At 73.0% G+C, this 14,843-nt stretch carries 14 protein-coding genes; 11 read left to right on the top strand and 3 right to left on the bottom strand.

Annotated features, from left to right (window positions below; genetic code table 11):
• Positions 1-99 precede the first annotated feature (99 nt).
• The 11 genes from AB0I22_RS00185 (at position 100) to AB0I22_RS00135 (ending at position 12,372) form a co-directional block, all read left to right on the top strand.
• Complete coding sequence (locus AB0I22_RS00185; protein ID WP_363128312.1) at positions 100-984, top strand: SRPBCC domain-containing protein; 885 nt, start codon at positions 100-102, stop codon at positions 982-984.
• A gap of 590 nt (positions 985-1,574) precedes the next feature.
• Positions 1,575-2,396: an aldose 1-epimerase gene (locus tag AB0I22_RS00180; protein WP_363128311.1), complete on the top strand. Its 822-nt coding sequence runs from the start codon at positions 1,575-1,577 to the stop codon at positions 2,394-2,396.
• 207 nt (positions 2,397-2,603) lie between these two features.
• Positions 2,604-3,143 carry an orotate phosphoribosyltransferase gene (gene pyrE / locus AB0I22_RS00175; RefSeq protein WP_363128310.1) on the top strand — a complete coding sequence of 180 codons (540 nt, stop codon included), beginning with the start codon at positions 2,604-2,606 and terminating at the stop codon, positions 3,141-3,143.
• Positions 3,144-3,354: 211 nt separating this feature from the next.
• Positions 3,355-4,377 (top strand): class II fructose-bisphosphate aldolase, encoded by a 1,023-nt coding sequence (gene fbaA / locus AB0I22_RS00170; RefSeq protein ID WP_363128309.1) that lies wholly within the window; start codon positions 3,355-3,357, stop codon positions 4,375-4,377.
• A gap of 194 nt (positions 4,378-4,571) precedes the next feature.
• Positions 4,572-6,209 carry a DHA2 family efflux MFS transporter permease subunit gene (locus AB0I22_RS00165; protein WP_363128308.1) on the top strand — a complete coding sequence of 546 codons (1,638 nt, stop codon included), beginning with the start codon at positions 4,572-4,574 and terminating at the stop codon, positions 6,207-6,209.
• A gap of 210 nt (positions 6,210-6,419) precedes the next feature.
• Positions 6,420-6,833 (top strand): DUF3151 domain-containing protein, encoded by a 414-nt coding sequence (locus AB0I22_RS00160; RefSeq protein ID WP_363128307.1) that lies wholly within the window; start codon positions 6,420-6,422, stop codon positions 6,831-6,833.
• A gap of 205 nt (positions 6,834-7,038) precedes the next feature.
• The gene (locus AB0I22_RS00155) at positions 7,039-7,917 is read left to right on the top strand and encodes a tryptophan 2,3-dioxygenase family protein (RefSeq protein WP_363128306.1); all 879 of its coding nucleotides are present in this window, start codon (positions 7,039-7,041) and stop codon (positions 7,915-7,917) included.
• A 7-nt stretch (positions 7,918-7,924) separates the two neighbouring features.
• Positions 7,925-9,205: a kynureninase gene (gene kynU, locus AB0I22_RS00150; protein ID WP_363128305.1), complete on the top strand. Its 1,281-nt coding sequence runs from the start codon at positions 7,925-7,927 to the stop codon at positions 9,203-9,205.
• Between the two features lie 2 nt (positions 9,206-9,207).
• Positions 9,208-10,173 carry an alpha/beta hydrolase gene (locus AB0I22_RS00145; RefSeq protein ID WP_363128304.1) on the top strand — a complete coding sequence of 322 codons (966 nt, stop codon included), beginning with the start codon at positions 9,208-9,210 and terminating at the stop codon, positions 10,171-10,173.
• Between the two features lie 82 nt (positions 10,174-10,255).
• Positions 10,256-11,581 (top strand): histidine kinase, encoded by a 1,326-nt coding sequence (locus AB0I22_RS00140; RefSeq protein WP_363128303.1) that lies wholly within the window; start codon positions 10,256-10,258, stop codon positions 11,579-11,581.
• Between the two features lie 86 nt (positions 11,582-11,667).
• The gene (locus AB0I22_RS00135; RefSeq protein ID WP_363128689.1) at positions 11,668-12,372 is read left to right on the top strand and encodes a response regulator transcription factor; all 705 of its coding nucleotides are present in this window, start codon (positions 11,668-11,670) and stop codon (positions 12,370-12,372) included.
• 129 nt (positions 12,373-12,501) lie between these two features.
• Here the strand turns inward: AB0I22_RS00135 and AB0I22_RS00130 are convergent, their stop codons facing one another.
• The 3 genes from AB0I22_RS00130 to AB0I22_RS00120 all read right to left on the bottom strand — a co-directional run bounded on the left by AB0I22_RS00130 (position 12,502) and on the right by AB0I22_RS00120 (position 14,827).
• The gene (locus AB0I22_RS00130) at positions 12,502-12,861 is read right to left on the bottom strand and encodes a MarR family transcriptional regulator (RefSeq protein ID WP_363128302.1); all 360 of its coding nucleotides are present in this window, start codon (positions 12,859-12,861) and stop codon (positions 12,502-12,504) included.
• Between the two features lie 131 nt (positions 12,862-12,992).
• On the bottom strand, positions 12,993-14,462 hold the full coding sequence (locus AB0I22_RS00125) for an MFS transporter (protein WP_363128301.1): 1,470 nt from the start codon (positions 14,460-14,462) through the stop codon (positions 12,993-12,995).
• Positions 14,463-14,584: 122 nt separating this feature from the next.
• Complete coding sequence (locus AB0I22_RS00120; RefSeq protein WP_363128300.1) at positions 14,585-14,827, bottom strand: hypothetical protein; 243 nt, start codon at positions 14,825-14,827, stop codon at positions 14,585-14,587.
• Positions 14,828-14,843: the final 16 nt, after the last annotated feature.

Genomic DNA, 14,843 nt, shown 5'->3' with positions numbered 1-14,843 from the left:
CCGCGCCGGTGGCCCGGTGTACGCCGTCGGCTGCGCGTGGCGGGAAAGTTCCGTCGGGCGGGGCACTCGAAAGAGTCATGGTGGGTAGGCTCGGTGGCTATGGAGCATGAGGTGTTCGTTCCGTTTTCCACCGAGGCCGTCCGGCAGGCGCTCTCGGACCCGGCGCGGGTCGCGGGCTGTCTGCCGGGTTTCCAGCAGGACGCCGACGAGGCGTCGGGCGGCCCGCTCGCCGGGCGGCTGCGCCTGCGGATCGGCGGCTCCACCATCACCTACCGCGGCACCCTGCGCCTCGCCGAGCACTCCGGCTCGTACGAGATCACCTGCGAGGGCACGGAGGCGCGCGGCTCCGGCGAGGTCTCGCTCACGCTGACGCTCACCCCCGTGTCGGCGCCCGGCGGCACGCTGCTGCGGTGCGCGGGAACGGTGCGCAGCGGCGGAAGGCTCGCGGACATCGACCCCAAGACGGCCGAGACTGCGGCCAGGCGGCTGCTGGATCGGTGGGGCGACGCGTTCTCCGCCGGCTTGACTGAAGCCGCCGAGGCCGCCGGGGCGGCGGCCGGGGACGGTTCCGGTGACTCAGATGGCGATGCCGGTGCTGTGCCCCGGAAGCCGAAGTCGAGTGTCTTCGAGACGGAGATCCCGCCGCCTTCGCTCGACGCGGAGGCCGCGGACGATGTCGATGACGCCGATGACGTCCTGGAGCCGAACGACCCGCTCGGGGACGACGAGGACGAGAGCATCGTCGCCTCCGTCGCCGTTCCCGCGCCCGGCGAGCCGCCGGCCGAGGCCGCGCACGCGCGCCGCACGATGATCGGCCGCAGCGCGGAAGAGGTCGACCACGCGCCGCCACGCGGCCGCTACGCCCCCGTCCCCGCCCCCGAAGCCCTAGCCTCCACAGCCACCCTCCGCTGGGCCGCCCCCGCCGCAGCCGTAGTCCTCGCCTCCGCCGTCGTCGTAGGCCGCGTACTCCGCCGCCGGAAGTAACCGACACGAACACCAGCCGCCGCCGAGCCCTGCCGGGGCGGATGTCCGCGTAGCCATTGGGCGGGCCCAGTGGAGGGGCGCGAGGTACCGCGCGGCCAGCCACGGTGCGCCCGCAGTCGGGTTCGGTGAAGTCCGGGGCGGTTCGCCGGAGCTGTTTAGGGGCGCGGGGAACTGCGCGATCAGCGACGGTGCGCCTGCGGGTGGCGTGCTGGCCTTGTGGTGGGGCGCTCGGCCGCGAATGTCCGCGTAGTCACTGGGCGGGTTCGGTGAAGTCCGGGGCGTTCGCCGGTGCTGTTTAGGGGCGCGGGGAACTGCGCGATCAGCCACGATGCGCCCGCAGGCGGCGTGCTGGCCTTGCGGTGGGGGATCGGCCGGGGGTGTCTTCGCGGCTGGCCGTGCGGGCACCCGCGTGGGTGCTGAGCAGGCTCGGTCAAGGGGCGCGGGGAACTGCGCGATCAGCCACGATGCGCCCGCAGGCGGCGTACCGGACTTCCGGTGGGGCACTCAGCCGCAGGTGCGTCCGTCCGGCGACGGCGCGGTGGCCGACGGCTGCCGCGCCGGGGCACCGGCCCAGGGCCTAGGGTCGAGGGGTGAGCACCCATAACACCACGGAGACCGCGCCGGAGGCGCATGGCGTACGACTGGCGGCGGGCGGTGCCGAATTGACGGTGCTGCCCGAGAACGGCTGCCGCGTCGGCAGCCTCCGCATCGAGGGGACGGAGGTGCTGCGGCAGGGCGCGAAGTACGGCTCGTTCCCGATGGTGCCGTGGTGCGGCCGGACGGAGCTGGGCCGGTTCCGCAACGGCGATGAGCGCCATCAGCTGCCGGTCAACTCCCCGCCGCACGCGATTCACGGCACGGGCCGGGACACCGCCTGGCGCACGGTCCGTACGGACGAGTCCACCGCCGCCTTCACCTACGAGCTCGCCGAGCCCTGGCCCTATCCGGGCCGGGTCACCCAGCTGGTCGAGCTGGCGGCGAACGCGGTGACGCTGACCATGAGCGTCGAGGCGGCCGGTGACTCGTTCCCGGCGCAGGCCGGCTGGCACCCCTGGTTCCTGCGGAACCTGGGCGGCGAGGACGCCCGGATCGACTTCGCGGCCGACTGGCAGGAGGAGCGCGGGGACGACCATCTGCCGACCGGGCGCCGGATCGACCCGCTGCCCGGCCCCTGGGACGACTGCTTCGGGATGGCCGACGGCGTCGATGTCACGCTCACCTGGCCGGGGCAGCTGGAGCTGAAGGTGACCAGCCGCGCCGAGTGGGTCGTCGTCTACGACGAGCAGCAGGAGGCCATCTGCGTCGAGCCGCAGTCCGGGCCGCCGAACGGCCTGAACAGCCTGCCGCGCCTGGTCACTCCGATCGACCCGCTGGAGATCTCCACGACGTGGAGCTGGCGGACGCTGTCCTGAGGGAGTCGACGAGCGTCCAGCAGGCGGCGCGGGCCCGCCGTGCGCCATCCGGCAGCCGGTACGGACAGTACGGCCGGTACGGCCAGTACGAGCGTCCGGCGGGCGCGCGGCCCACGCGCCGTCCGGCGTCCGGCGTCCGTACGGGGACCGTCCCGGCTTCCGGCGGGCGCGCGCGAGCGCCAACCGCATGACCGTAAGCTCATCGGTATGAGCGACGTGCGTGACGACCTGCTGCGGCAGATCAAGGACAAGGCCGTGGTCCACGGCAAGGTGACCCTCTCGTCCGGGCTGGAGGCCGACTACTACATCGACCTGCGCCGGATCACCCTGGACGCCGAGGCCGCCCCGCTGGTCGGCCGGCTCATGCTGGACCTGACGGCCGACCTCGACTTCGACGCGGTCGGCGGGCTCACCCTCGGCGCCGACCCGGTGGCCGCCTCGATGCTGCACGCGGCCGCCGCGCGCGGCCGCAAGCTGGACGCCTTCGTGGTGCGCAAGGCGCAGAAGACGCACGGCATGCAGCGCCGCATTGAGGGACCGGACATCAAGGGCCGCCGGGTGCTGGTGGTCGAGGACACCTCCACCACCGGCGGGTCCCCGCTGACGGCCGTCGAAGCGGCTCGCGAGGCGGGCGCGGAGGTCGTCGCCGTCGCGACGATCGTCGACCGCGGCGCCGCGTCGGCCATCGAGGACGCCGGGTTGCGGTACCTGACGGGATACTCTCTGGGCGATCTCGACCTGGGCTGACCGGGTACCAGGCGCTGACCTGGGGCTTCTTGAAGGGGCGGGGCGTTTCACGTGAAACGCCCCGCCCCTTTCGCGTGCCCGGAGTGTCCGCCGTGTGGAGCAATTGGCCGAGTCTGGAAAGATGGGCCCAGACGAGGATGTCGCCCCCCTGGATTCCCAGCACACGGTCAGGGCCACAAACCCACACCCGCACATCACAAGGAGCGGACAGATGCCCATCGCAACCCCCGAGGTCTACAACGAGATGCTCGACCGGGCGAAGGCAGGCAAGTTCGCCTACCCGGCCATCAACGTGACCTCGACGCAGACTCTGCACGCCGCGCTGCGCGGCTTCGCCGAGGCGGAGAGCGACGGCATCATCCAGATCTCCACGGGTGGCGCGGAGTTCCTCGGCGGCCAGTACAACAAGGACATGGTCTCGGGCGCGGTCGCGCTCGCCGAGTTCGCGCACGTCGTGGCCAAGAAGTACCCGGTCAACATCGCGCTGCACACCGACCACTGCCCGAAGGACAAGCTCGACGCGTACGTCCGTCCGCTGCTGGCCGTCTCCCAGGAGCGCGTCTCCGCCGGTCAGAACCCGCTGTTCCAGTCGCACATGTGGGATGGCTCCGCGGAGAACCTCGACGACAACCTCGCCATCGGCCAGGAGCTGCTCGCCGCCGCCGTCAAGGCGAAGATCATCCTTGAGGTCGAGATCACCCCGACCGGCGGCGAGGAGGACGGCGTCTCCCACGAGATCAACGACTCGCTCTACACCACCGTCTCCGACGTCGAGCGGACCGCCGAGGCCCTCGGCCTGGGTGAGAAGGGCCGCTACCTGCTGGCCGCCTCCTTCGGCAATGTGCACGGCGTCTATAAGCCGGGCAACGTCGTGCTCCGCCCCGAGCTGCTCCGCGACCTCCAGGACGGCATCGCCGCGAAGTACGGCAAGACCGACCCGTTCGACTTCGTCTTCCACGGCGGCTCCGGCTCCTCGGAGGACGAGATCCGTACCGCGCTGGAGAACGGCGTCGTCAAGATGAACCTCGACACCGACACGCAGTACGCCTTCACCCGCCCGGTCGCGGACCACATGTTCCGCAACTACGACGGCGTCCTGAAGGTCGACGGCGAGGTGGGCAACAAGAAGACCTACGACCCGCGCACCTGGGGCAAGGCGGCCGAGGCCGGCATGGCCGCGCGCGTCACCGAGGCCTGCTCCCACCTGCGCTCGACCGGCACCAAGCTGAAGTAGCGCGCTCGCGTACGTCCGTACGCGCGCAGTCCGGCCCAAGGGCCCGGCCCCGGCTCACCGAGCGGGGTGCCGGGTCCTTTTGCCGTACGGGCTCCGGGCCGGGCTCTGTCGTCGTATGGGTCCTTTCGTCGTACGGGCCCCCGGACCCGGTCCTTACGCTGGCCCGGTCCGGCCCGCGCGAGGATGATCCGGGTATGAGCGATTCCCCGAGGGAGCCCCCGAAGGAGTCCGCCCCGCGGCCGGCGGCCGTCACCGGGCCGGAAGGGCCAGCCGCCGAAGGCCCCGCCGCCGAAGGGCCCGGCGCGGTACGGGTCGGCACGCCCGCAGGGCGCTGGGTGCTGCTCACCGCGGTGCTCGGGTCCGGGATGGCGATGCTGGACAGCACCGTCGTCAATGTGGCGCTGCCCCGTATCGGAGCCGATCTCAACGCCGATCTGGCGGTGCTCCAGTGGACCGTCAACGCCTACATGCTCACGCTCGCCGGGCTGATCCTGCTGGGCGGGGCGCTGGGCGACCGGTTCGGGCGGCGCCGGGTGTTCGTCGTCGGGGTGGTGTGGTTCGCGCTGGCCTCGCTGCTGTGCGGCCTCGCGCCCAACGCCGGGGTGCTGATCGCCGCCCGCGCGCTGCAAGGCATCGGCGGCGCCCTGCTCACCCCCGGCTCGCTCGCCCTCATCCAGGCCACCTTCCACCCCGACGACCGGGCCAGGGGCGTGGGCGCCTGGTCGGGGTTGGGCGGCGTGGCCTCGGCGATCGGGCCGTTCGTGGGCGGCTGGCTGGTCGACGGGCCCGGCTGGCGCTGGGTGTTCCTGATCAACCTGCCGCTGGCCGCCGTCTGCGTGCCGGTCGCCCTTCGGCACGTACCGGAGACCCGGGACCCGCGGGCGCGAGGCCGGTTCGACGTGCTGGGCGCGGTCCTGGGGGCGCTCGCGCTGGGCGCGGTCACGTACGCCCTGATCGCCGCGCCCGACAAGGGCGCGTCGCCCTGGGTGATCGGCCCGGCGGTCGCCGGGGTGCTGCTGGGCACGGCCTTCGGGTACGTCGAGCGGCGGCGGGCCGAGCCGATGCTGCCGCTGACCATCTTCTCCTCGCACCAGTTCACGGCCGTCAACGCGGTGACCGTCTGCGTCTACGCGGCGTTCGGCGGCTTCTTCTTCCTCTCCGTGCTCCAACTCCAGGTCGTGGCGGGCTACTCGGCGCTCGCAGCCGGGACCGCCCTGCTGCCGACGACCGTCCTGATGCTCCTGCTGTCCGCCCGCTCCGGCGAGCTGGGCCAGCGCATCGGACCGCGCGTACCGCTCACCGTCGGACCGCTGCTGTGCGCCGCCGGGATGCTGCTGATGACGCGGGTGACGCCCGGAGCCGGGTACTGGCGGGACGTGCTGCCCGCGCTGATCGTGCTGGGCCTGGGCATGGTCGTCCTCGTCGCCCCGCTCACCGCGACCGTGCTCGCCTCCGTCGACGTCGGCCGGGCCGGGCTGGCCAGCGGGGTCAACAACGCGGCGGCGCGGGCAGCGGGGCTCGTCGCGGTGGCGGCACTGCCGCTGCTGGCGGGCATGGGCCCGGACGCGTACCGGGATGCCGGGCAGTTCGGGGCCACCTTCCGGCGGGCGATGCCGATGTGCGCGGGGGCGCTGGTGGTGGCGGCGCTGATCGGCTGGTTCGCGGTGCGCAAGGAGCCTGGCGGCGCCGATAGCGAGAGCGGGGGCGGGGGAGTGGGAGTGGCGGAGGCCGGTGAGCCGGCGCCTGCCGAGCCCCGGATATGCCACCCGGAGTGCGCCTACCACTGCGGGGTGACCGCCCCGCCGCTCGACCCCGGATCGGCAGGCGACTGACCACGGATCGGCACGCGACTGACCCCGGCTCCGTACGCGAGCGGTCCCGGTTTCGTACGCCTCCGTACGCGACCGGCCCCGGCTCCGCATCCGGCTGACGGCGGGGTGCGGGAGCGGGAAAACGATGACGGGCGCGCGCCGGCCCGCTCTCTCGTACGGACATCACCCGCAACGGCCCCTCGGCCGCCCGCACCAGGCAGACTGGAGCCCATGTCCATTCACGAGAACCTGCTCGGGGGACCGCCCCCGACCCATCTGCCCGACGACCCCGAACCGCGCGAGCTGCTCGCCTCCGGCGCGGCCTCCTCCGAGGTCGCCGCGAAGTACCCGTACTCCTCGCTCGCGTGGGCGCAGCTCGCCGACGAGGCGTTCGAGGGCGGCCGGGTCGTCGAGTCCTACGCGTACGCACGTACCGGCTACCACCGCGGGCTCGACGCACTGCGCCGCGCCGGCTGGAAGGGCCACGGCCCGGTGCCGTTCGAGCACGAGCCCAACCGCGGCTTCCTGCGCGCCCTGCACGCCCTGGCGCGGGCCGCGCAGTCGATCGGCGAGCAGGAGGAGTACGAGCGCTGCTCGTCGTTCCTGCGCGACTCGTCCCCGACGGCCGCCGACACGCTGGGCTGACGCGGACCGCGGCGTGACGGCGACGCGCCGGGCAGCCCGTGACCACGGGCGCCCGGCGCACCGCCGCGGCCCCCTCTTGCCGTATCCCGCGAGGCGACGCATGATGCGCTGAGGCCCGCTGAGCCGGGCCGCGAGGGGACCGGGGCTCCGATGCCGACGGGAAAGGGGCGGACCGCTACCCGGCAGCAGTACTGAAGGGACAGCGATGTCACGCGAAACCGAAGTGTCCCCTTACGCGCCGGAGGACCCAGCCGCGCGTCTTGATCCCGACCTCAGCATCGGCGCCGAGAGCACCACCCCTTACGAGGACTACGTGCACGCGTCCGTCCTCACCCACCTCCAGCAGCCGCTCTCCGACGACCCCGGCGAGATGGTCTTCCTCGTCACCACCCAGGTCATGGAGTTGTGGTTCACCGTCCTCGTCCATGAATGGCGGACCGCGGCCCAGTCGCTGCGCGAGGACGACCTGCCGGGCGCGCTGGCCGCGCTGAAGCGCTCCACGTACGAGCTCGAATCGCTCAACGCGTCCTGGAAGCCGCTCGCGCACCTGACCCCCGGCGAGTTCAACTCCTACCGGGCGGCGCTCGGCGAGGGTTCCGGCTTCCAGTCGGCGATGTACCGGCGGCTCGAATTCCTGCTCGGCGAGAAGTCCGCCTCCATGCTCGTACCGCACCGGGGCGCGCCGCGCGAACTCGCGGAGCTGGAGAAGGCGATCGCCGAACCGAGCCTGTACGACGAGGTGCTGCGCTATCTCGCGCGGCGCGGCTTCGGCATACCGGCGGCGGTGCTGGACCGGGACCCTACGGCGAAGTACGAGCCGAACGAAGCGGTCGAGCGGACCTGGCAGGACATCTACTCGGCGGCCGGCGGCGGCGCCGGGGCGGGAGAGCTGGTCCGGCTCGGCGAGGCCCTGACCGAGGTCGCCGAACTGGTCTGGCGCTGGCGCAACGACCATCTCCTCGCCACGCGGCGGGCGATGGGCGCGAAGACGGGGACGGGCGGCTCCGCCGGGGTGGCCTGGCTGGAGAAGCGCGCCTCGAAGAATGTCTTCCCCGAGCTGTGGACGGCGCGCAGCCAAGTCTGACACCGGGATGGATGCGATGGAACTGCGAACCGAGGCCGCGAAGCTGGACGAGACCGACGAACTGCGCGGCAAACGCGCGGAGTTCTCGGAGTACGGCCTCGACGAGGTCGTCTACCTGGACGGGAACTCCCTCGGCGCGCTGCACCGCGCCGTGCCGGGGCGGCTGACGGAGGTCGTCGGGCAGGAGTGGGGGCGGCTGCGCATCCGCTCCTGGGACGAGAGCGGCTGGTGGACCGCGCCCGAGCGCCTCGGCGACCGCGTCGGCCGGCTGATCGGCGCGGCCCCGGGGCAGGTGGTGGTCGGCGACTCGACGAGCGTCAATGTGTTCAAGGCGGTCGTCGCGGCTGTGCGCATCGCCCGCGGCGGGGGGCTCGCGGACGCGAGCGGGATCGCGGACGCGGCGCCCGGGGCAGGCGCCAGTGATTCCGACCGCGACGAAGTCCTCGTCGACGCCGAGACATTCCCCACCGACGGCTACATCGCCGAGTCCGCCGCCCGGATGACCGGCTGCACCGTACGCGCGCTGCCCGCCGCGGACATCGCGGCCGCCGTCGGGCCGCGGACCGCCACCGTGCTCGTCAACCACGTCGACTACCGCAGCGGCCGGCTGCACGACCTCCCCGGCACGACGGCCGCCGCACACGCCGCCGGGGCCCCGATCGTGTGGGACCTGTGCCACAGCGCCGGAGCGCTGCCCGTGGACCTCGACGCGCACGGCGTGGACCTGGCCGTCGGCTGCACGTACAAGTTCCTCAACGGCGGGCCCGGCTCGCCCGCGTACCTGTACGTGCGCCGCGACCTCCAGCCCCGTTTCGACTCGCCGCTGCCCGGCTGGACCTCGCACGCGGACCCGTTCGCGATGGCGAGCGGCTACGCACCGGCCGAGGGCGCGGCCCGGGGCCGGGTCGGCTCCCCCGACATCCTCTCGATGCTCGCCCTGGAGGCGGCGCTCGACGCGTGGGACGGCGTCTCCGTCGAGTCCGTACGGGCCAAGAGCCTGGCGCTGACGGACTTCTTCCTGCGCTGCGTGGCCGCGTACGCGCCGGCCGGCCGGGTCGAGACGGTCACTCCGGCCGCGCACGCCGAGCGCGGCAGCCAGGTCGCGCTGCGCTGCCCGGACGCGGGCGAGGTCATGGCGGAGCTGATCCGGCGCGGCATCGTCGGCGACTACCGCCGCCCCGACACCATGCGCTTCGGTTTCACCCCGCTCTACACGCGCTTCGCCGACGCCGAGCGCGCCGCGCGCGTGCTGGCGGAGGTGCTGACCGGCGGCGGGGAGGCGGGCTGACCATGGCCGCCGGTCCGGGGGCCGGGGACGAGGCCGGTCCGGGGGCCGGGGCCGCCGGCGACGCCGGTTCGGCGGCCGTCGCGGAGGAGGCCGCGCTGCTCGCCCTCGATCCCGTGCCGCCGGACCGGACGGTCCGCTACGGCGCGCACGCTTCGCAGGTCATCGACTTCTACGAAGCGTCGGGCGACGGTCCGGCAGTGGCGGCGGCAGCGGACATCGGTACGGCCGCCGGTACGGGCACCAGCACGGATATCGGCACGCCCACCGCTGCCCACACGCTCGTGACGCTGCTGCACGGCGGCTTCTGGCGGCAGGCGTACGACCGTGCGCACCTCTCGCCGCTGGCCGCCGCGCTCGCGCGGCACGGAGTGACCGTGGCGCTGGCCGAGTACCGGAGGGTGGGCGGGGGCGGCGGCTGGCCCGGGACGTTCGACGACGTCGTACGGGCCGTGGAGGCGGGAGCGGCCCACTGCGCGGACCGAAGCGCGGACCGGAGCCGCGGAGTGCGCCACGTGGTGGCCGGGCACTCGGCGGGCGGCCATCTCGCCCTCTGGGCCGCCTCCCGCCACCGCCTCCCGGCCGGCAGCCGCTGGCGGGAGGCGGACGCCCACGCCCCGCGCATCGACCGGGTCGTCGCACTGTCGCCCGTAGCGGACCTGGCGTACGCGCGCGAGCTGCGGCTCAGCGACGACGCGGTGGCCGAACTGCTGCAAGGGGCGGAGGCCCGCAGCGCCGAGGCCGATCCAGCGCGGCTGCTCCCGCCCCGCGCCCCCGTCGTCGTCCTGCACGGCACGGCCGACCCGGACGTGCCCGCGGACGTCTCCCGCCGCTACGCGGCCGAGGCCGCGGCGGCGGGCGGCGACATCGTCCTCCACGAGCTGCCCGGCACCGGTCACTACGCGCCCGTCACGCCCGGCACGGACGCCTTCGCGCTGTTCCTGGCCGCTCTCCGGGACGCCGGGGCGTAGCACGTAGTACTTGAGGCGGACCCGTACAGATCCTCACCAGCGGGGACGACGACGGCCGCCTCCGCTGCTTACCTTGGTTGATGTGAACGACACCTATCAGCGGCCGAACGGCGCGAACAGTGAGATCCGGGTGGCGCGGGGCGTGTTCCAGACGATCCGCGAAGACCTGATCACGGACGCGTTCGCGTTCCGCCCGGCACCGCCGCTCGCCGATGACCATCCGTTGCTGCGGTTCGTGCCGCGAAAGGCTGTCGTCTACGCGCGCTGGCTCCCGCACGCCCTGTTCCTGGCAGCGGCCTTCCTGCTGACGTTCATGCCCTTCATGTCCTTCGAAGCCGGGCTCTCGGGGATGCTCGGCATGTTCGCGACCGGAGTGCCGCTCGCCGTCGTGCTCCTCCGGCCGGTCGGCGCGTGGTGGCTGGCGGTCGCCGCGGCCGCGCCCATGGCGCTGTTGTCGGGCTTCCAGTCCTTCTGGCCGTGGACCCCGACCGGCGTCGTCTCCTACGGGGCGGTGATGCTGATCGCCGCGTTCCGCCTCCGGCCGCGGGCGTCCGCCGAGATGTGGGCGATCACCGTCGGGCTCGTCGTCGTGCTCGGGATACCGTTCCGCGGCCACGTCTGGACCCGCGACACCCTGGCCCTCCTGATCGTCTTCGGCGTCCTGCTCCTGGTCATGCTGGGCCTGCGCGGGGTACGCGAGTCCAAGCAGCAGGTCGCCGTGCAGGCCGCCGTCACCGAGGTGGAGCGGTCGCGCCGCACGGTGCTGGAGGAGCGGACCACCATCGCCCGCGAGCTGCACGACGTGGTCGCGCACCACATGTCGGTGGTCGCCATCCAGGCGGAGGCCGCGCCCTACCGGGTCGAGGAGACCCCGCCCGAGCTGGCCGCCGCGTTCGCCACCATCCGCGAGAACGCCGTCTCGGCCCTCACCGAGCTGCGCCGCGTCCTCGGCGTCGTACGGTCGGAGAACCCGGACGCGTTCGGCGAGGCCGACCCCGAGGCGCCGCAGCCGACGCTCGCCGCCCTCGGCGTGCTGGTCGACAATGTGCGGGCGGCGGGGCTGACGGTCGAGCACGTCACGACGGGCGTGGTGCGCACCATGCCGCAGGGCGTGGAGCTGTCCGCGTACCGCATCGTGCAGGAGGCGCTGAGCAACACGCTGCGGCACGCGCCGGGCGCCGAGGCGCGAGTCGAGGTCTCGTACGTGATGAGCGGGCTCGGGCTGCGCATCGTCAACGGCCCGGCGAACCGGCTGGCCAAGCCGTCGCCGGGCTCGGGCCACGGGATGCTCGGGATGCGGGAGCGCGTGACGATGCTCAGCGGCGAGATGACGGCGGGGGCGACGAAGGACGGCGGGTTCGAGGTCGTGGCGTTCATCCCCGTTGAGGCCGTGGAGGAATCGGCGTGAACGGGCTGAATGGGCTGAACGGCATGAGCGGTGCGAGCGGTGCGAGCGGTGTGAACGGCACGAACAGCGCGAACGGGGGAGGCGGCATGGCCGGCGGAGACAGCGGCACCAGCAGTACCAGCGGTACCAGTGGCATCATTCGGGTGCTGATCGTCGACGACCAGATGATGGTCCGTGAGGGGTTCTCCGTGCTGCTGAACGCCCAGCCGGACATCCAGGTCATCGGCGAGGCGGTGGACGGCCGCGAGGCGGTGCGGCAGGTCGCGGCCCTCAACCCGGACATCGTCCTGATGGACATCCGGATGCCCGAGCTCAACGGGCTGGAGGCCACCCGCGAGATCGTCGCCGCCGACGCGGACGCCAAGGTGCTGGTACTGACCACCTTCGACCTCGACGAGTACGTCTACCAAGCGCTACGGGCCGGGGCCAGCGGCTTCCTGCTGAAGGACGCCTCCGCGCGCCAACTCGCCGACGGCGTGCGGGTGGTGGCGGCCGGGGAGGCGCTGCTCGCGCCGACCGTCACGAAGCGCCTCATCCAGGAGTTCTCCCGCCTCGGCACCCCGCGCACCCCCACCCAGGACCGCGTCGCCGACCTCACCGAGCGCGAGACGGAGGTCCTGGTGCTGGTCGCCCAGGGGCGCTCCAACTCCGAGATCGCCGCGCGCCTCGTCGTCGCAGAATCGACGGTGAAGACGCACGTCAGCCGCATCTTGGTGAAGCTGGGGCTCCGCGACCGCACCCAGGCGGCGGTCTTCGCGTACGAGGCGGGGCTGGTGACGCCGGGCGGCTGAGGCGGCGGGCGGCTGAGGCGGCGGGGCTCGCGAATCCGCGCCCGTACCGCCCGTGAACGCGTACGCCCGTACCCCGTACGCCCGTATCCCCGCGAATCCGGCGGCGCGACTCACTCAAAGAGCCGCGACTCACTCCAAGAGCTTCGCCATGATGCGGTCGAGCGCCTCGATGTCCTCCGGGGGCAGGCCGAGCAGGGCGTCGGGCGGGACGGACATGATGTCGGTGGCGCGGGCGGCCGCCGCCCGGCCCTCCTCGGTGAGACGGACCAGTTTGGACCGGCGGTCGGCGGGGTTGGCGATGCGTTCGGCGAGGCCGCGCCGCACGAGGTCGTCGACGATGACGGTGGTGTAGGGCGGGTCGCTGCCCATCCGCTCGGCCAGTTCCCGCAGGGGGATCGGCCCGGCGCCGAGCCGGCGCAGCGCCCTGACGCGGCTGAAGCTCATGCCGAGGGCGTCGGCGACGGTCTTGCGGCGGTTGTGGCGCTCCATCAGGAGCGTGTTCATCCCCTGCCAGGCCCGGACTGCTGCCCGGGCAGTGGCGTCGCCCCCCTCCTGGGGACTGCCCTCCTCCCCGGGGCCGCCCCCCTGGGGTCCGTCGGCATCACGACGCTCCAGCTCCATCAGGTGTTCACCGTCTCCTTGGTCCCCTTGATCCCCGCGGCCTCCGGAGTCTCCTCGGCAGCGAGCCGCTCCGCTGTGCGCTGTGCCGTCGCCTGGGCCCAGCGGCCGGAAGCGAGCGTACCTATGACCACGACGACGGCGCCGCAGCCGGCGATGATCCACCACGCCGTGCGGCCCGCGCCGGTGAGGGCCGCCGGGTCCGCGTACGCCTCGCCGGCCATGAGGGCGCCGACGACGGCCACGCCGAGGGACTGGCCGACCTGCCGGCTGGTGGAGGCCACCGCCGCCGCGACGCCGGCCTGCGCGCGGGGCATCCCCGTGATGGCGGTGTTGGTGATGGGCGCGTTGACCAGGCCGAAGCCGGTACCGAAGAGCAGGTACGCGACGACCAGTACGGCCGTCGGCAGGCGGTCGGAGTAGGTGAGCGCCTGGAGCACGGCGCTCGCGCACAGCGCCGCCCCGGCGAGCAGCAGGGGGAGGCGCGGGCCGCGCGAGGCCACCACGCGGCCGGACAGCGGTGCCATCAGCAGCGCCATGACCGCCATGGGCAGCATGAACAGCCCGGCGTCCAGCGGGTCGAGCCGCCGTACGTTCTGCAGGTACAGGGAGCTGACGAACAGGAAGCCGCCCAGCGCGGCGAACGCGGCGATCGCGTTCACGGTGGCGCCCGTGAACGGCGCGGAACGGAAGAACCGCAGGTCGATGAGGGGGTCGGTGCGCCTGGGCTCGTACCAGAGCAGTCCCAGCAGCGCGCAGAGCGCCGCGGCGGCGGAGCCGAGGACGAGGGGCGAGGTCCAGCCGAGCTCCGGCGATTCGATGATCGCGTACGTGAGGGTGACGAGCAGGACGACGATGAGCGCCTGGCCGACCGGGTCCGCCCGGCGGGCCCGCGGCGCCCGCGACTCCGGTATGTACTTGCGGGCCAGGAACAGGGCGGCCACGCCGATCGGCACGTTGATCCAGAAGATGGACCGCCAGCCGGCCGACTCGATCAGCGCGCCGCCCGTGATCGGCCCGGCCGCCATGGTGATGCCCACGACGCCGCCCCACACCCCGATGGCACGGGCGCGTTGCCGGGGTTCGGTGAAGGTGTTGCTGATGATCGACATGGCGACGGGGTTCAGCATCGATCCGCCGACCGCCTGGAGCATCCGCGCGGCGACGAGCCAGCCGAGCCCGGGGGCGAGGCTGCACAGCAGGGACGCCGCGGAGAAGATCACCAGCCCGGCCTGGAAGACGCGGCGGCGGCCCACGCGGTCGGCGGTCGAGCCGGAGAGCATCAGCAGGCTGGCCAGTACCAGCGTGTAGCCGTCGACCGTCCATTGCAGCCCGGACACGGAGGTGTGCAGGTCACGCTGGATGGTGGGCAGGGCGACGTTGAGGATGGTGTTGTCGAGGCTGACGATCAGCATGCTCATGCAGCAGATGGCGAGCACGAGCCATGGTCGTCGCGGGGCGGCGTCTGGCATGGCGGCCTCCATTTAGTTGTGTCAGTAACATTATTATAGTGACACAACTAAATGGATGCGGGGGTGGTGAGTGAGGTACTCCACTGAGTCCGGCCGTACCGCTGTACGACTGGGGCGCGGGCTCAGAGGCCCGCGATGTCGCCCTTGGCGCGCAGCAGCGTCTCCCGCGTGATGACCACGATCCGCTCGTAATCGGCGCGGCTCGCGTCGGAGGGCAGGGCGTCGTCGAGCTCCGCCGTCATGTCCGTGCCGATGACGGCGAAGCGGCCGTCGTTGAGCTCGAAGAGGTCCGGGCAGCTGGCGTTGCCGAGGCTGCCGCGTTCGGCGGGGGTCGCGCCCAGGCGCCGTGCGATCCAGGTATTCATCGCACGTTCAACGACC

The organism is Streptomyces sp. NPDC050610, assembly GCF_040654875.1.
Lineage (GTDB): Bacteria > Actinomycetota > Actinomycetes > Streptomycetales > Streptomycetaceae > Streptomyces.
This window is presented reverse-complemented; position numbering and strand designations above follow the sequence as displayed.